General features: G+C 65.6%; 18 protein-coding genes. All 18 read left to right on the top strand.

Annotated features, from left to right (window positions below; genetic code table 11):
- Positions 1-547 precede the first annotated feature (547 nt).
- The 18 genes from ACO1P8_RS00690 (at position 548) to ACO1P8_RS00605 (ending at position 16,916) form a co-directional block, all read left to right on the top strand.
- A complete protein-coding gene (locus ACO1P8_RS00690; protein ID WP_486294019.1) occupies positions 548-1,273 on the top strand; it encodes a TerC family protein in 726 nt (241 codons plus the stop codon).
- A 121-nt stretch (positions 1,274-1,394) separates the two neighbouring features.
- Positions 1,395-2,114 (top strand): TerC family protein, encoded by a 720-nt coding sequence (locus tag ACO1P8_RS00685; protein ID WP_486294018.1) that lies wholly within the window; start codon positions 1,395-1,397, stop codon positions 2,112-2,114.
- Positions 2,101-2,223, top strand: coding sequence for a hypothetical protein (locus ACO1P8_RS00680; RefSeq protein ID WP_254926078.1), 123 nt, complete (start codon positions 2,101-2,103; stop codon positions 2,221-2,223). Before ACO1P8_RS00685 ends, ACO1P8_RS00680 begins: the two co-directional genes overlap by 14 nt.
- Before the next feature lie 10 nt (positions 2,224-2,233).
- Positions 2,234-3,169, top strand: a complete 936-nt coding sequence (gene hemC, locus ACO1P8_RS00675) for a hydroxymethylbilane synthase (protein ID WP_486294017.1) — start codon at positions 2,234-2,236, stop codon at positions 3,167-3,169.
- Positions 3,170-3,191: 22 nt separating this feature from the next.
- The gene (locus tag ACO1P8_RS00670) at positions 3,192-3,983 is read left to right on the top strand and encodes a uroporphyrinogen-III synthase (RefSeq protein WP_486294016.1); all 792 of its coding nucleotides are present in this window, start codon (positions 3,192-3,194) and stop codon (positions 3,981-3,983) included.
- Positions 3,984-4,020: 37 nt separating this feature from the next.
- Positions 4,021-5,247 (top strand): uroporphyrinogen-III C-methyltransferase, encoded by a 1,227-nt coding sequence (locus tag ACO1P8_RS00665; RefSeq protein WP_486294015.1) that lies wholly within the window; start codon positions 4,021-4,023, stop codon positions 5,245-5,247.
- Between the two features lie 3 nt (positions 5,248-5,250).
- Positions 5,251-6,852 (top strand): heme biosynthesis HemY N-terminal domain-containing protein, encoded by a 1,602-nt coding sequence (locus ACO1P8_RS00660; protein WP_486294014.1) that lies wholly within the window; start codon positions 5,251-5,253, stop codon positions 6,850-6,852.
- Positions 6,853-6,878: 26 nt separating this feature from the next.
- Positions 6,879-7,415 (top strand): inorganic diphosphatase, encoded by a 537-nt coding sequence (gene ppa, locus ACO1P8_RS00655; RefSeq protein WP_486294013.1) that lies wholly within the window; start codon positions 6,879-6,881, stop codon positions 7,413-7,415.
- A 261-nt stretch (positions 7,416-7,676) separates the two neighbouring features.
- Positions 7,677-8,372, top strand: a complete 696-nt coding sequence (locus ACO1P8_RS00650) for a fumarylacetoacetate hydrolase family protein (RefSeq protein WP_486294012.1) — start codon at positions 7,677-7,679, stop codon at positions 8,370-8,372.
- 46 nt (positions 8,373-8,418) lie between these two features.
- On the top strand, positions 8,419-8,550 hold the full coding sequence (locus tag ACO1P8_RS00645) for an entericidin A/B family lipoprotein (protein ID WP_066347456.1): 132 nt from the start codon (positions 8,419-8,421) through the stop codon (positions 8,548-8,550).
- A 156-nt stretch (positions 8,551-8,706) separates the two neighbouring features.
- Positions 8,707-8,973 (top strand): hypothetical protein, encoded by a 267-nt coding sequence (locus ACO1P8_RS00640; RefSeq protein WP_094841319.1) that lies wholly within the window; start codon positions 8,707-8,709, stop codon positions 8,971-8,973.
- Positions 8,970-10,442, top strand: a complete 1,473-nt coding sequence (locus ACO1P8_RS00635; protein ID WP_486294011.1) for a hypothetical protein — start codon at positions 8,970-8,972, stop codon at positions 10,440-10,442. The genes ACO1P8_RS00640 and ACO1P8_RS00635 overlap by 4 nt, the downstream gene beginning before the upstream one ends.
- Complete coding sequence (locus tag ACO1P8_RS00630) at positions 10,432-11,103, top strand: hypothetical protein (protein ID WP_486294010.1); 672 nt, start codon at positions 10,432-10,434, stop codon at positions 11,101-11,103. Before ACO1P8_RS00635 ends, ACO1P8_RS00630 begins: the two co-directional genes overlap by 11 nt.
- 11 nt (positions 11,104-11,114) lie before the next feature.
- Positions 11,115-11,927 carry a hypothetical protein gene (locus ACO1P8_RS00625; RefSeq protein WP_486294009.1) on the top strand — a complete coding sequence of 271 codons (813 nt, stop codon included), beginning with the start codon at positions 11,115-11,117 and terminating at the stop codon, positions 11,925-11,927.
- A gap of 5 nt (positions 11,928-11,932) precedes the next feature.
- Positions 11,933-12,859 (top strand): Flp pilus assembly protein CpaB, encoded by a 927-nt coding sequence (gene cpaB / locus ACO1P8_RS00620; RefSeq protein WP_486294008.1) that lies wholly within the window; start codon positions 11,933-11,935, stop codon positions 12,857-12,859.
- Positions 12,859-14,271, top strand: a complete 1,413-nt coding sequence (locus ACO1P8_RS00615; protein WP_486294109.1) for a type II and III secretion system protein family protein — start codon at positions 12,859-12,861, stop codon at positions 14,269-14,271. Before cpaB ends, ACO1P8_RS00615 begins: the two co-directional genes overlap by 1 nt.
- A 3-nt stretch (positions 14,272-14,274) precedes the next feature.
- Positions 14,275-16,074: a TadA family conjugal transfer-associated ATPase gene (locus tag ACO1P8_RS00610; RefSeq protein WP_486294007.1), complete on the top strand. Its 1,800-nt coding sequence runs from the start codon at positions 14,275-14,277 to the stop codon at positions 16,072-16,074.
- Positions 16,071-16,916 (top strand): type II secretion system F family protein, encoded by an 846-nt coding sequence (locus tag ACO1P8_RS00605; protein ID WP_486294006.1) that lies wholly within the window; start codon positions 16,071-16,073, stop codon positions 16,914-16,916. Before ACO1P8_RS00610 ends, ACO1P8_RS00605 begins: the two co-directional genes overlap by 4 nt.
- Positions 16,917-16,953 lie beyond the last annotated feature (37 nt).

Raw genomic sequence — 16,953 nt, 5'->3', positions numbered from 1 at the left:
GCCTCCCGGCCATAGCGCCGGGGCGCGCATCGGCGCCGCACCCCGGCGCCGGATGCAGTCAGAAGCCCGCCCTATGGCGGGCTTTTTCACGCCAGCCTTTTTTATTGCGCTTCGCTCGCCACCGTACGGAGGGATATTCGGTTCAGGGCTCGGACAATGTTCAGTTAACGGTCAGTTTTAATTCAGTTTTAATTCAGCTTTATTTCAGTTTAAAGTCAGCATACAGCTTCGTTTCGGTGCCCAGTATCGGTTAATGCTCGAAAGAAGAATGGGCGCGCTTCCCGCCAGTATTCAGAAATTAGTCAGATAAAAGAAAGCTATATGAAAGATTGTCGGTTTTCAGCTCAGCTGTATGTCATCAAGCTGACAAAAAACCTGCGGTTTTCCCTCAGAAATCCAACAAACAGCTGAACGTTTTGTCTATGCCTCGATATAATGTTCGACGTCCCCCGCGATAAATAAACTTAGCGCCACGCGATTTTCCCGATCGCTGCGCAGGGATGGGGTTCGGCTTTTCAAACCATTGAGGGATCGAGGAACGAGGGGTATGGAATTAACACAAGCCGCTTTCTGGCTCGCGCTTCTGCAAATTATCTGGGTCAATATCCTTCTGTCCGGGGATAACGCCGTCGTCATCGCGCTGGCGGCCCGTTCGCTACCGCCCACCCAGCAGAAGAAAGCCATCGTCATCGGTTCGGCCGCCGCCATCATCATGCGGATCGTGCTGACGCTGGTGGCCGCCAAACTCCTGTTGCTGCCCTGGCTGAAACTGATAGGCGCGGTTCTGCTGGTCTATATCGGCGTGTCTTTGCTGATGCCGGAAGACGAGGACGACGGTGATGCCAAGTCCCACGGCAATCTGCTTTCCGCCATTCGCACCATCATGATCGCAGACCTGGTGATGAGCCTGGATAACGTGGTGGCGGTTGCCGCCGCCGCCATGGGCGACACCACGCTGCTGGTCGTGGGTCTGGCCATCAGTATTCCGCTGGTTATCTTCGGCAGCACGCTGCTGCTGAAGGTCATCGAGCGCTTCCCGCTGATCGTATGGGTGGGAGCCGCGCTGCTGGGCTTCATCGCCGGCGAACTGCTGGTGGGCGATCCGGCGCTGCACGAATCGGTGGTGCGGCTCGACGCCGCGCTGGGGACGACCGAGCACAACCTTGCCCTGATGGCGGGTGCCTGCGGCGCGATTCTGGTGCTATTGCTGGGCAAGATCATGATTGCCCGGCGCCATCCTGACAAAAATCTTAAACAGTCGGAGCAAATCTGACGAAAAGCTGAATTACAATCCCCTGACAGGGCCGATGCCCGCCGCCTGCGGAAAGCTGGTGCGCGGGCTGCTTATTTGCTCCAATCGGCTTGAATGAAAACCATGTTGTGGGGGTTGTGACGTGCTTGAATTCTTCCAGACGCTCAGTTGGGCGGCCGTTTTCCAGATCATCCTGATCGATATCCTGTTGGGCGGCGACAACGCCGTGGTCATCGCGCTGGCCTGCCGCAACCTGGCGCCCAAGCAGCGGATGCAGGGCATCCTGTGGGGTACCGCCGGCGCCATCCTGCTGCGCGTCGTGCTGATTGCCTTCGCCCTGACCCTGCTGAACATTCCTTTCCTGAAGGTCGTAGGAGGCCTGCTGCTGCTGTGGATCGGCGTCAAGCTGCTGCTCCCCGAAGAGGACGGACACGACAAGATCCAGGGCAGCGCGTCCATCGCTTCCGCGGTCAAAACCATCATCGTCGCGGATTTCGTCATGAGCCTGGACAACGTCATCGCCATTGCCGGCGCCGCGCAGAATGCCGATCCCAGCCATCAGATCGGGCTTGTGGTGTTCGGCCTGCTGGTCAGCGTGCCGATCATCATCTGGGGTTCCACCCTGGTGCTCAAGCTCATCGACCGCTATCCCGTGGTGGTTATGTTCGGTGCCGGTCTGCTGGGCTGGATCGCGGGCGGCATGGTTATTACCGACGTTGTTGTCGAAGGTCAATTCGGGCCGCAGCCGGCTATGGTTAAATTGGGCGCTGAAATAGCCGGCGCGCTGTTCGTCGTTCTTTTGGGACGGTGGCTGGCAAGCCGCAAGGTCGTCTCCAAGGAATCCGTGCATGAGTCTGCTTAAAACTGGCAAATCCCAGCAATCCGAAACGGGCCTGAGCCTGCTCCAAGGCCTGTTTATCCTCGCCGTGCTGGGGATTATCGTGACCGTGGTGGCCGCCCATTTCGCCTGAGCATCCGCCTGTGTCCCAACCTAGCCGTTTGATCATTGCCACCCGGGCGAGTCGCCTGGCACTGTGGCAGACCGAGCACGTGCGGGACCGCCTGCTGGCTCTGTATCCGCACTGTGCGGTGGAGCTCCTGACGTTGACCACGCGAGGCGATCAGATCCTGGATCGGACGCTTTCCAAGGTCGGCGGCAAGGGCTTGTTCGTCAAGGAGCTGGAAAACGCCCTCCTGGATGGGCGGGCCGATCTGGCGGTGCATTCGCTCAAGGATGTGCCGATCGATCTGCACGTCTCCTTCGAGCTGTGCGCCATGCTCGAGCGCGCGGATCCCCGCGATGCCTTCGTATCCAACCGGTACGCGGCACTCCGGGATCTGCCCGAGGGGGCCGTGGTCGGCACTTCCAGCCTGCGCCGCGAATCCCAGATTCGCGCGCGCTACCCGCACCTCGTGGTGCGCCCCCTGCGCGGCAATCTGGATACGCGACTCGCCAAACTGGATGCCGGCGACTATGACGCCATCGTATTGGCGGCTGCCGGGCTCGAACGCCTGGGGCTGGCGCAGCGCATCCGCGCCGTCCTGGACGTCGAGGAAAGCCTGCCAGCCGCGGGGCAGGGGGCATTGGGCATCGAAATCCGCGCCGATCGCGATGACGCCCGCGCATGGCTGGCGCCGCTGGCCTCGGCGCGCACCACAGCCTGCGTGACCGCTGAAAGGACGGTGTCGCGCACGCTCGGCGGCTCCTGCCAGGTGCCCCTGGCCGCCTACGCCACGAGCGACGGCACCAGCCTGCATCTGAGAGCGCTGGTCGCGTCGGTCGACGGCGCGCGGGTGCTGCACGCCGAAGGCTCCGGCCCGACGACGCAAGCCGAGGCCATAGGCGCGGCAGTGGCCCGGGAATTGTTGGACAAGGGCGCTTCTTCGCTCCTGGCCGAACTGTCGGCGCACGACTGAGCCACCTCGCGGAGCGCGCCTGATGCCGAACGAGGCCCAGACGGCAATACTGACGCGTCCCGTGGGGCGTAACGAAGCACTGGCCACCCGCTTGCATGCGGCCGGCTGGCAGGTCCGGATGTGGCCGGCGCTCAGTATCGAGCCGCTCGTCGCGGGGCCGGAGGGTATACCCCTGCCCGGCGATTTCGATCTGGCGGTGTTCGTCAGCGGCAACGCCGCGGCGCAATACCTGGAGCAACTGAGGGCGCTCGGCATGGCGGCCTGGCCCTCGTCCTGTGTTGCCGCGGCCGTGGGACCCGCGACGGCCGCCCGCCTGCGGCAATCCGGCCAGTTGGACGCCCAGTGCGCTATCGTCCATCCTGGCGCCGAGGCGCCACGCCACGATTCCGAAGCCTTGTGGGCGCTGTTGGCTGCGCGCGGCCCCCTTCCGCGCCGGGTGCTGCTGGTACGGGGTACCGCCGGCCGCGATTGGCTGGCGGAGCAGCTTCATGGCCACGGGGCTTCGGTGCGGCTGCATGCGGTCTACCGGCGCGTACCGGCGCGCTGGGAGGCCGATGCGCTGGCGCAGGTGGGTCGCTGGGCGGCGGATGCGCATTATCCTACCTGGCTGCTGACCAGCGGCGAGAGTATCGATGCGGTAAGGGCGAACGTGGCGCGTGCAGGCGCCGAACCCTGGTGGGATGCCTGTCGTTTTATCGTCACCCATCCGCGTCTGGTCGACCGGCTCGCGCTTTACGATGCCTCCGCCAGACGGGCGGTACGGGTTTGCGCACCGGCAGAGGATGCCATCTTTAATGCTTTTGTTTCGGCTTGAGTCATCGTTTCGCATTTGTACCGAATACAATCGCCCCATGACAGAAAAGACTCCTGCCACCGATCCGGCCGCGGCGCCGGTCGTCTCCAATAATTCGACTTCGGCCGACATGAAATCCGCTGGCCCGAAGAACGCCGCGTCCAGTCCTCCGTCGCCCCGCGCGGCGCGCAAAGGCGGGGCTTCCCCGCTGGTCGCAACCCTCGTTGTCGTCGTCCTGCTGGCGCTGGTCCTCGTGGCCGCCCTATGGATGCAGCGACAGCAGTTCCTGGCGGCGGGCCGCGAAATCGCCACCCGGCTGGATGCGCTGAACAGCGCATTGAACCAGACGCGATCGGAGACGCGGCAGGCCCTGGCCCTGGCGCAAGTACAGAGCGACAAGGTCGCCGCGCTGGAAGCCACGGTGCAGGAAACACAAAGCCAATACACGTCCCTGGAACAGGCATGGCAGGACTTCAACGACAACGTCAGCGATGACGTCCTGATCAACGATGTCGAACGGTTGCTGACGATCGCCGATCAGCAGTTGCGGCTTGGCGGAAGCGTAAGCAATGCCATCGTCGCCATGGAAACGGCGCAATCGCGCTTGGCGCGGGCGGGGCGGCCACGCTATGCCAGCCTTCAGCAGACCATCAACGGCGACCTGGATCGCCTGCGCGCGGTCAAGACCATCGACGTTCCCGTCCAGGCGGGCCGTATCGAACGCCTGGTCGCCCTGGTGGGCAAGGCGCCTCTTCTGGTGCCCGATGCCGTGACGGCCGGCGCCGGATCGGCGGCGCCCGCGGATGCGCCGGCGGCCGCCAGCCCCGCGCCCGCCGCCGTAGGGCCAGATCTGCCGCCGGATGCCGCTTGGTGGCAGCGCTGGCGCGCGGAGATCGCCTCCTGGCCTGCCCGCGCCGGCGGCGCCCTGGCGCACGAGCTGGGAGACCTGGTGCGTGTGCAGCGCGTGGACGAGCCTGCCGCCTTGCTGCTGTCCACGGAGCAGGCGGAACAACTGCGTTCCACGCTGCGCCAGCGCTTGCTGACGGTGCAATTGGCGCTGCTGATGCGTCAGCCCGTTATCTGGAAGAACGAACTGGATACCGTGAGCCGCACGTTGGATACCTATTACGACCGCCGTTCGCCCGATACCCTGGCCGCGCTCGGCCTGGTGCGTGAGCTGGCGCAGATCCAGATCGCGACACCCATGCCGGACCTGTCGGACAGTCTGAGCGCCATCGCGGCGCTGCGCGCGGACAGTTCGGGCACCATCAAAGGGCGGGACTAAACCATGCGCGCCTGGTTCTGGACGCTATTGCTGGCGGTTGTCGCGGTTGCCGTGGCGGTGGTCCTGCGGGCCCACCCCGGCAATGTATTGCTGCTGGTCTGGCCGTTTCGCGTGGAGCTCTCGCTGACCCTCGCGGTGTTGCTGTCGATCGCGCTGTTCGTGGCCATTTACGTGGGACTGCGGCTGCTGGCGTGGCTGCTGGCCATCCCCGAACGCATGCGCGCCTGGCGCGGGCGCCGCGCCCAGGCGCGCGACCACGAATTGCTCGAGCGCGGGTGGATCGGCTTGCTGGAAGGCCGCTATTCGCATGCCGAGAAGGACCTCGCCAAGCTGCTCGATCAGACCAAAGGCCGCAATCGCCGTGTGCTGGCCGCCTTATCGGCGGCACGCGCCGCGCAGGGCCTGGGCGAATTCGTGCGGCGAGACGTCATGCTGGACCGGGCGCGGGAAGCCGCGGGTAGCGAGCCGGGCCTCATCGAGGCCGTGGCCACCGTTACCGCCGACCTGCTGCTGGAGCAGGGGCAGCCGGCCCGCGCCCTGGAAGTGCTGGCTCCGTTGCAGGACGGAGGCGCGCGGCATCTGAATACGATGCGCCTGCTGCTGCGCGCCGAGCGCGCGCTTGGCCATCACGAGCAGGTGTTTACCCTGGCGCGGGCGCTGTCGCGCCGTGGCGCCATGGCACGCGACGAAGCTCTTCGCGTCATCGGCGTATCGGGGGCTGCACGCCTGCGTGCCGCCATTGACGGCGATACGTGGCGTCCCATCTGGAAGGATCTCAAGGCGGAAGAACGCCTGCTGCCCGATATTGCCCTGGCCGGAGCGGCCGCCTTCGAAGCGGCCGGCGAGGCAAACGAGGCGGCGCGCATACTCGAGGCCGCCATTGCGCACGGCTTCGATGCGCGGCTGTTGGCGGCCTATTCGCGCTGTGATGCATCCCAGGTGCCGCGACGCCTGGAGCGTGCCGAGAAATGGCTGCAGCAGCGTCCGACCGATCCGGAAGTGCTGTGCGCACTTGGCATGCTGTGCCTCACTGGGCAACTGTGGGGGCAGGGCGAGCGCTATCTGAGGCGAGCCGTGGAACGTCGCCCCGACGCCCGCACGCACGCCTTGTTGGGCAGCCTGTATGACCGCCTGGATCGCCAGAACGACGCCGTGCGACATTGGCGCCTGGCCACGGCGGCAGGGATTGCGCTGCCGGTGCTGGCCGCCGACGAAGCTTTGCCGGCGGCCGACATGCATGGCGATCCCTCGCGCGTGGATCCCGAAAGCGGATTCCTGTCGGACGCCGCGGAAGCCCCCGCGCCCGCAAGCATCTACGTCCACGAGGCGCTGCCCGTGGAGGCGCCGGCCGCCGATTACGTCCTCGACCCGGATGCGCGGGGCCATGCGCATCCGGCGCAAATCGAGCCTGCGCCGTCGTCGCCGTCGCCCGTGGCAAGACCCGCCGAAGCGCCCATCGATGTCGAGGATTACTTCGATAGCGCGCCGATCCCCGTTGCCGGGCTGGATGAAGAAGAACCCGAGCCGCCGGCCTCGACGCCATCCCGCCGCGATAATGGCCCAGGCGATGCGCCGGCCAAGTCCGGCGGCCACGGCAAGTCCTGAATTTTTTCCTTCAAGAAGGCTGAACCATGAGTCTCGATCGTGTCCCTCCCGGCCCCAAGCTGCCGGATGAATTTAATGTCATCATCGAAATTCCCATGAACGCGGATCCCGTGAAGTACGAGGTCGACAAGGATACGGGCGCCGTGTTCGTCGATCGCTTCATGCTGACCGCCATGCACTATCCGTGCAACTATGGCTATATTCCGCAGACCCTGTCCGAGGACGGCGATCCGGCGGATGTTCTGGTGGTTACGCCGTTTCCCATCCAGATCGGCTCGGTGATCCGCTGCCGTGCGTTGGGCGTGCTCGAAATGGATGACGAATCGGGAGGCGATGCCAAGCTGCTGGCCGTGCCTGTCGACAAGCTTTACCCGCCTTACCGCCACATCAAGTCGTACCAGGATCTGCCTGAAGAAGATATCGCCCGCATCCAGCACTTCTTCGAGCACTACAAGGATCTGGAAAAGGGCAAGTGGGTCAAGGTGAAAGGCTGGAAAGGCGTCGATGCCGCGCACGAGGAAATCACGCGCAGCGCGGAGCGCCACGCGAAAGGCGCCAAATAAGCACCCGGCAGGTCCCGCGGAGGTGCGGAGGGGCTGGCGATGCCGGCCCCTTTTCCATTGCCGCGAATGGCCGGGGACGCCGGTGGCGCGCCGGCGGACGCCTGCCGGGAGGCTTTCGGTTCGCTGAATAGCCGAGGAGGCTGGACATCCGGACGCCGGAAGGGGTTAGCACCTGCTGTCCAAGCGGCGCGAAACGATTACACTCGCGCATGATTATTTCAGCACCGGTCGCCCGGTTGCGTCTTCCACGAGGTCAACAGCATGGACTATGTTTTGCCCCCTCAGCCCGTCGTCGCCGTTCCGGTAGCGGGCAGCGCCGCCTTATTTCCGGTTCGCCGCGTGTATTGCGTTGGCCGCAATTACGCCGAGCATGCCAAAGAAATGGGCTTTACCGGCCGCGAGGATCCGTTCTTTTTCTGCAAGCCCGCCGATGCCATCATCGCGGTGCGCGACGGTGAAACCGGGAAGATGCCCTATCCGTCCAAGACGTCGAACCTGCACTACGAAATGGAGCTGGTCGTGGCGATCGGCAAGGCGGGCAAGGACATTCCGGTCGAGAAGGCCAACGAGCATATCTGGGGTTACGCCCTGGGCCTGGACATGACGCGCCGCGATTTGCAGGGCGAAGCCAAAAAGCTGGGACGCCCGTGGGAAGTGGGCAAGGGCTTCGATCAATCCGCGCCGCTGGGCCCGATCCATCCCGTCAGCAAGACGGGTATCCTGGAAAAAGCGGACATCTGGCTGGATGTGAACGGTTCCCGCAAGCAGGGCAGCAACATCAGCGAGCTGATCTGGAACATTCCGGAAAGCATTGCCTATCTGTCCGGCTTGTTCGAGCTGCAACCCGGCGACCTGATCTTCACCGGCACGCCGGAAGGTGTCGGCCCGGTCGTCAGGAACGACGTAATGGTGGGTGGTGTCGCGGGCCTGGGCGAACTGCGTGTCCAGGTAGTGTGAACGACCGGTGCCGCGACGGGCACGGTCAAATCAAGGAGATCAAACCATGCGCTCGAAAATGATGCTGACGACATTGGTGGTCTTTGCAATGGTCCTGGCAGGATGCAATACGGTCGCCGGCGCCGGCAAGGATCTGCAGCGCGCGGGCAATGCCATCACCAACGCCGCGGAAAAGTAGAACGCGCGTCGCTCATCATGGCCAGCACGCCGCCCTCAAGGGCGGCGTTTTGCTTTCTCGCGCAGTGTGATGGTTTGATCCAGCTCGGCATGTACGAATTGGCGCGGCGTCCTGCCTTGCGCAAACTGGATGCCTACCAGTTCTACGGAGGCACCCATGCGCAAACATCGTCGGCGGCAGCTCGGCCAGGGAATGACCGAGTACATTATCGTGGTCGCGCTGGTCGCGGTGGCGGCCATTGCGGTGTACCAGTTGTTCGGCCAGGTCGTGCGTTCGCAGACCGCGGCGATGGCCCGGGAACTGGCGGGAGAAAGCGGCGCCGAACAATCGCGCGCGGCGCAGGCTGCCGCAGGCAAGGCGGCTGCCCAGGCCAAGGCCAAATCGCTGAAATCGTTTACCGGTAATGCCGGAGCCGCTCAATGAAGCGGTGTTGCCGGGCGCGGGGGCAAGCCCTGCCGCTGGCCCTGGGCCTGGCCGGTCTGGGCGCCCTGTCTCTGGTCCTGCTGTACAACCTGGGGCAGACCATCGCGGCGCGGGTTCGGCTGACCCATGCGGCTGACGCCGCCGCATACAGCGGCGCGTTGGTGCAAGCGCGCGCGCTGAACCTGCTCGCCTACATCAATCGCGCCCAGATCGGGCACCAGGTGGCGATGGCGCATCTGGTCACCCTGGCGACGTGGACGCAGTTCGGATACGCGGAGCGACAGCGCGTCCTGCGCGGCAATCCGCCTGCCAGAGTCATTGCGATGCTGTTCGGAGCGGCTCATGGGCAGGCTTATGCAAGCGCATACTCGGCGGCGAATGCGGATGCCCTGGTCGCGCGCTTCGCGCAGGCCTATCAGCGCCATGACACTACCGTTCATCGCGTGCTGGCGGCTTCCGCGCGGGAAACGCTGGCGCATTTGCCCGACAGCCGCTCGCTTGCCATGCGTGCGGTGGTCCAGGCGAATTACCCGGAATTCCCGGTAACCGTCGCAATGGGCGCCGACCGCGCTTCACGCGCAGCCCTGCGCCTTGACCTGGGGGCCGACGACTGGCCCGGTTTCGTCCGGACGCATGCGGGCAATCGCGCGGGTGCCCTGCGGTCCACGGTGCTCGCGGCGGTGGGCCGCTACGGTTTTCTTGGGCCGCGCAACACGGATGCACGCAACGGCTGGCCGGTCAGTTTCCGCTGCCCCGCATGGCGACATGAATTGCGGCGACGCGGCGGTACGCAGCTGGGGGCGGATGGCCTGTGGCGTTCCATCGACACACAGTCGTTTCACAAGCTTCGATCCAACAAGTACATAGGCTGCTACTACCGTGAGTACGCAATGGGTTGGGGCAAGGCTGATGTACGAAGATCCGGTACGTCGGCGCGGGAACGTCCCGGCGTCGATGCGCCGGATGATTTCTCGCGCCAGGATTTCTGGCGATGGGTGCGTCAGCATACGTCCTGGGACATCGTCAACGGCGTATCGAATCCGCTGGCCTACGCCTACTCCCTGCGCGATCGTGCGCGTTGGCACGGCGCCGGTTTGCCGTTCTACGCCGAGGTGCCCGCGCGGCGTGCCGGGCGCGCCGCGAGATTTTCGCTGACACTGCGACAACCCGCCCCTTTGCTCGCGGCCGGCGATATGCGTGGAATGTTCCCGGCACCCAGAGGCCGCTTCTCGTATGCGGGCCTCGCCGAGGAAGACGATATGACGGTGACGAGCGCTGCCGAAACCTATTTTGCCCGGCCCACGGCTCGCGGCGATGGCGCGGCGGAACTTGCCACCTTGTTCCGGCCTTATTGGCAGGCAAGGTTGGCTGGGCTGCCGGAACGCGCGGCTGCAAATCCATACACGGGCGAGGCCTCAGCGACGAAGGTACGCCTCAGGTCCGAAGCAAAGGTGCGCCATGTTGAGTAAGGCACAGCAGGGGCAGGCAGTGGTGGAGTCTCTCGCTGGACTGGCGCTTCTGGGCTTGCTGGGTACCGCCGTCATAAGCGTGGGGCGCCTTCAGTGGCATGGCATGGAGGCAGCCCATGCCGCGCGTGTCCAGGCATTCCGCTATGCAGTGGGCGATCGCCGCGATGACGGCGGCCGGGGCCTGTCCGACAGGCGTCAGGTGGCTTCGGCGAACGCCGGGCCTGTGCGCATGCATGTCTCGCGCGCCGCGCATGCGGCGAACTTCCCCGGTCCGGGCGGGGCCCGGGTGGCCGCCTTGCGTAAAGAACTGGATGTGGAAGACCGTGGCATGGTGCGCGTCGACGCGGCAGTGCGCGTCCACCCGCATCGCCAGCACGGCGATGGATGGGTCTTGCGCCGCCACGCGGCCATCCTGGCGGATGCCGGTCATGCGACCGCCGATTCGCATGCGCAGGAACGTATTGCTTCGTCGCGCACGGCGTGGCGGGACGCCGTGCGCTTCAGCCACGTGCCGGCACGGCGGGCGAAATCGACCCTGCAGCGTATCGATCGTGCCTGGGGACGTCCCACGCCCGATCTGGATTGGCTGATGCCGTGGTCGGATCTCGTGCCTGCCGATAGGCTCGATCGCGCCGCGAAGATGGACGGGCGGTTGCCGTGATACGAGTTCGCGTGTTCCTGTGCCTGGCGGTTGCGGGTCTTGCGACAGTCGCATTGCACATCCCCCATGCGGCGGCCCGGGCGCTGCCCGCCGCGGCAATCGTGGCGCCGCCGCCTTTGCCTCCGGGCGGCAGCTATGTGCCGCTGGGCGACGGCATGCGCATCCAAGGTCTGCCTGTGTTCGTCTGGCTGTTGGACGCCCCCGGGTCGATCCGCGATATTGCACTCTGGCTGACAGCACGGCAGCCGGCGCTGCGGGACATCTGGGTCGCTCCCGGAGCGGTCGTGGTGGCAGGCGCCGCCGAGGGGATGCATCGGGCGGCTCGCCTGATCGATGCCGGGGGAGGGAGGACGCAAGGCTCTATCTCGGTGCTACCGGTGGATGCCGGTGCGGCCTCCGTCCTCCGCGCCAGCCCTGCCGTGACGCCAGGCTCCGCTGGCTCTCATGGCGATGCCGCGGCCGCTGCGAATCCTGCGGACGCGGCCGCAGGGATCGACGGCAGCCGAGATTTGGGGGAAGCGGGCTTCGAGTGGCCGGTACCAGGAGGGCAATTGCATTTCGAATTCCGCTCCCGGGATGACGGCGCATCGGTCATCGAACAGGTATGGACACACGGCCTGGCTCCCGCGCCGCTGCGTCAGAAACTTTCCCACGCGCTGGCCGCCGGCGGGTGGCGCGCTGGCGGTCGGGCTGCGCGGCCGGCCTCTGCCGAGGCGCTCCAGGAGGCGCATTCCTGGTCGCGAGGCCGCATCACGTTGTCCACGGTCATCGTTCCGCTGGACCAGGGCAGCGGCATCACGGCCGTCGTTCGTATCGGGGGATAGCGGATATGTTCAAGCGAATTCCCCAACGCTGGGTGATGGCGGCTGTAACGGTCGCGGCCGGCTTGCTGGCGGCATGGGCCGCGCGGCAACATATACAAAGTCGCATCGCGCAAATCGAAGCCGAGGCGCGTGTCGTTACCGTTCCACGCCTGGTCGCCGCTTATGACCTGGCGGCCGGTACCCGGCTGGAGGAAGCCTACGTGGCCATCCGGGATATCCCGTCCGAATGGTCCTCCAGCGACGCCCTGGCGCCGGAAGACTTCGCCGAGCATACCTACAGCGTGCTGGCATATTCCCTGCGTCGGGGCGATCCCATCCTTCGTTCGCACCTGGCACCCATGAAAGCCGCCCCCTTGTCGTCGCGCGTGCCGACCGGGCGTCGGGCCATCACGATCCCGGTAGACGATATCAACTCCCTTTCCGGGATGTTGCAGGCGGGAGACTTGCTGGACCTCTACGTCTCTTTCGATCACGGGCGCCGCCAGATAACGGCTCCCTTGCTTCAAGGCGTGCTGGTCCTGGCCACAGGTGGCGAGGGTGATGCCGAGGACACCGCCAAGGCATTTTCGACCATCACCCTGGACGCCGGACCGGAGGATGCCGTGAAGCTCGTCGCGGCAAGGCAGGCGGGGCGCATCACCGCGATCCTGCGCCATCATCGCGACGCGGACATTAATGGCACGGCAGCCCGTGGGGATCTGGCCGCACTGCTGGGTATCGACGGTGACGCCCAGGCGCGCCCACGCGCCGTGACCGTGCTGTACGGCGACCGGCCTTATCCTGACGGTAGCGGTATGCAAGAGGACGGCGACAGGAGTGAAGTGGATTCGGGCCTGTTCGATGCCGCCGTGCCCGGCGAAACGGTCAGCGCGGGCCGATCCAGGCCGGGCGCGGTGGCCAAGCCCGATCGTCGCGCGCGGGTGCGTCCGTGATGCGGCCGGTGCGCAAGTGGCGGGTCTGGTGGCCGGTCATCGCCGTGATCTGCGCAATGGAATTGTGGCTGGCTCCGGCATCCGCCGGCGGCGCCACGATACTGGAGATGCAGGTCGGCGAGACGCGCGTGCTGACGCATCCCGGCGTCAGCCGCGTTGCGGTCGGCCACGGCGAAGTCCTGCAGGCGGTCCCGGCGGATGCCGCGGAAGTCATCGTATTCGCTCGCGCCGAAGGAGAGACGTCCCTTCACGTATGGGCCCGCAAAAAGCGCATGGCGTATACCGTGCGTGTCGCCCCCGCGCGATCGCGCAGCATGCGCGCCGAGGTCGACGCCTTGCTGGCGCGGATTCCAGGCGCACGCGGCGAAGCGGTTGGCGATCAGATTGTCATCGAGGGCAACGATTTGTCGGATGCCGATCATGCACGGATCGCCGCCTTGGCGCAGCGCTATCCTCAGGTGCTCGACTTCACCGGAAAGGTGGGGTGGGACCGCATGGTCCTGCTCGATGTCAAGGTGGTGGAGTTGCCACGTTCGCGCCTGACCGAACTGGGCGTGCGCTGGGATGGCACGACGCAGGGCGGTCTGACGGCGGGCTGGGCGCTCGATGCCGCGGCGTCCGGGCGGCTTGCCGAACGGCCCGGCGAATCGCCGGTTTCCACCGCGCTGCGCGCGGCGCCGGGTGTCGGTTACGCCGGCATGAACATGTTGCTGTCGTCGCGCTTGAACCTGCTTGCGCAGAGCGGCGAGGCTGTCGTCCTGGCGCAGCCGCAGTTGCTGGCCCGCAGCGGCTCGACCGCGGAGTTCCTCGCGGGTGGCGAAGTGCCGTATGCCACGGTGGACAAGGACGGCAATGCCTCCACACTGTTCAAGCCCTATGGCGTGTCTCTGCGGATTACCCCGACGATCGCATCCAGCGGTACCGTGCGCTCGCGCATCGAGGTGGAGGCGAGCGCGGTCGACGCGTCGGTGACGGCCAACGGCGGGCCGGCGCTCAAGACCCGCCGCGCTTCGACGGAGTTCAACGTGCGGTCCGGCCGCACCTTGGTGATTGGCGGATTCCTTTCGCGGGAGCGCAATGTGGAAACCAATGGCCTGCCCGGCCTGCGGGATATCCCGCTGCTCGGCGCCTTGTTCGGTGCCCGGCGGGAACATTACAAGGAAACCGAGCTGGCCATATTCGTGACGCCGGTCGTGGTTTCGGAAGACCATGCAACCATGCGGTCCACCACTTTGCGCGCGCGCGGTCAACTGCACGAGGCCTTTCCCGGATCCCCCAGGATGCTGATGTCCGAGCCGGCCGCCCCTGCCGTCCCCGTCGATGGCGCCTGGGATCCCTATCGTGGGGCGGGCTCGCAATGGGCACCGGCGTCGCCGGGAGGCGGGACCAATCAATACGACTTCAAGGATTGAATCGTGCTGGAAATAGAGCTGCAATTCGAGGATGGCGCGCATCGTATCGTCCGCGTCGAACCTCCCGTCATTCTGGGGCGCGGGCCGCACTGCGGGATTCGCGTGCGGCACTGGCGGGTGGGGCGGGAACATGCCCGGCTGGTCCTGTCCGGGCAGGATGTGATGATCGAGGATGCCGGTACCTTGTCTGGCACGCTGGTCAACGGCAAGCGGATCGCACGGTACGGGCCGCTGACATCGAACGACGAGGTCCTTGTCGGCCCTTGCCTGATGAAAGTGCGGCGCGAACCTTTTCTGGCCATGACGCGCATGCCTGCCGCACGGCAGTCCCTCGTGCTGGCCGCGCCTTCCGAGCCGTCCTTGCCGGGCACGCCCAGCGTGCCGTTTGGCGGCGCGGCGATGTCGTCGGTACGGATGGCGGAACCGGCGCTGCGGGATGCGGCCCACGCGTCAGACTTCTACGTCGACGCCGGGATGCGGGTGGCGGTCGATTTGCTGCCGCATCGCCAGCGACTGCAATCGGCTTTGCTGGATGCGCTCGATCTAAGGCGTCGGGATGTAGCGAAAATGAGCGATAGCCTATTGCGCAGCGAGGCGGCCGATCGCCTGCTCGCCATCATCCGCGCGGACACCGAGATTCCCGATGGCATCGATCGCGATGCTCTGATGAATGATGTCCTGGATGAAGCGCTGGGCTTGGGGCCACTGTCGCCGTTGCTGGACGATCCCGGCATCACTGAAATCATGGTGAACCGCCACGACGAAATCTATGTGGAGCGCGAAGGCAAGCTGTCGCGTCACGCGGCCGTATTCAGCAGCGAACAGGCAGTGTTGCGTGTGCTCGAGCGTATCGTTGCGCCCGTGGGACGCCGTATCGACGAAAGCTCGCCCATGGTGGATGCCCGGCTGGCCGACGGGTCTCGCGTGAACGCGGTGGTCGCCCCCGTGGCGTTAAAGGGAGCGAGCCTGACGATACGCAAGTTTCCAAAGCATGCGCTGGCGATGTGCGATCTCGTATCGCGAGGGGCTTTGGATTCCTCCATGGCGGAGTTCCTCGACCGATGTGTCCGCGAACGAGTCAACATCGTCGTCTCGGGGGGGACGGGGTCGGGTAAAACGACATTGCTGAATATTCTGTCCAATGCCATTCCGCAGGGTGAACGCATTATCACCATCGAGGATGCGGCGGAGCTGCGCCTGCGACATGCGCACGTGGTCGCCCTGGAGGCGCGTCCCGCCAACATCGAAGGGCGCGGCCACGTCGCCATCCGCGATCTTGTACGCAACGCGCTGCGCATGCGCCCCGATCGCATCGTGGTGGGCGAATGCCGGGGGGCGGAGGCATTCGATATGCTGGCCGCCATGAACACAGGGCACGAAGGCTCGTTGACGACATTGCACGCGAACAGTCCCCGCGATGCGCTGAGCCGCCTGGAGACGATGATCCTGATGGCGGGCATGGAATTGCCCTTGGCAGCGGTGCGGGAACATATCGCGTCCAGCATTCATCTGATCGTGCAGCAAGCACGGATGCACGATGGAAAGAGGCTGATTACGGCCATTGTGGAGGTCACCGGCATGGAAGGCGGCCGTATCCAGACTCAGCCGCTCTTTGTGCACGGCGGGGACCCGATGCGTGGCGGTTTCTCCGGTTGCGGCACGATGCCCAGCTTCGCCGACGCGTGGCGCGAGGCCGGCCGGCCGCTCGATCCCCTGCTGTTTACGACACATACGCCGGCGGCAACAGGGGCTCCTTATGCCGGGGCCGGGCGCGACGGCGCATTCCCGGGGTGGCGGGAATGATATGGCTGGCGGCGCTGGCCGCCACCTGTTGCGTCATGCTTGCATGCTGGGCCGCCCATGGCTGGTTTGTCGGTGCCTGGTCCCGCTATCGAAGGGTGTATACCGACGAGGCAGGCGCGAGGCTGGAAGAGGTCTTCCTGTTTGTCGATCCTGGCCAGTTGTTGGCGGCGAACCTGGCGTTTTGTTCCGCCGTCGCACTGGCGGCCTACGCCGCGAGCGGCAGCGGCGCGGTCGCGATGCTGGCGGGCCTGCTGCCCATCAGGGCGCCATACACCGTTATCGCGTTGCTCAGGCGCCGGCGCCAGCTGCGCTTCGACGCACAACTGCCGGACATGCTGCTGGCACTAGGTTCGAGTCTGCGCGCGGGGGCGGGCCTGGCGAGTGCCCTGCGCCAGCTGGTCGATCATTGCGAGCCACCGCTGTCGCAGGAGTTCGGGCTGATCCTGCGAGAGCAGCGCCTGGGCGTCTCGTTCGATCAAGCGCTGTTGAACCTGCACAAACGCATGCCTACCGAAGCCGCAACCCTGGTCGTGGCCGCCCTGCGTATCGCCGCGCATACCGGCGGCAATCTGGCGGAGGCGCTGGAGCGGATCGCGGGCGTGGTGTCGGCCCGACTGCAACTGCAGGGGCGTATTCGTACCCTGACCGCCCAGGGCCGGCTGCAGGCCTGGATCGTCGGTGCATTGACGCCCATCCTCGCCGTCGTGCTGACCTGGCTGGATCCCGCTTCGATGTCGGCGTTATGGCACACCCAGGCAGGGTGGGGGGCGCTGGGGATCATCGCGGTCCTGGAAGCGGCGGGTGTCGTATGGATACGGCGCATCGTCAACATCGATATTTGACGCACGGAGTCACGCACGGCTTCGGTGGCCGGGCGGG

This window comes from Bordetella sp. (assembly GCF_057362025.1).
Note: the sequence above shows the minus strand (reverse complement) of the source record. Positions and strands in the feature narration are given on the sequence as shown.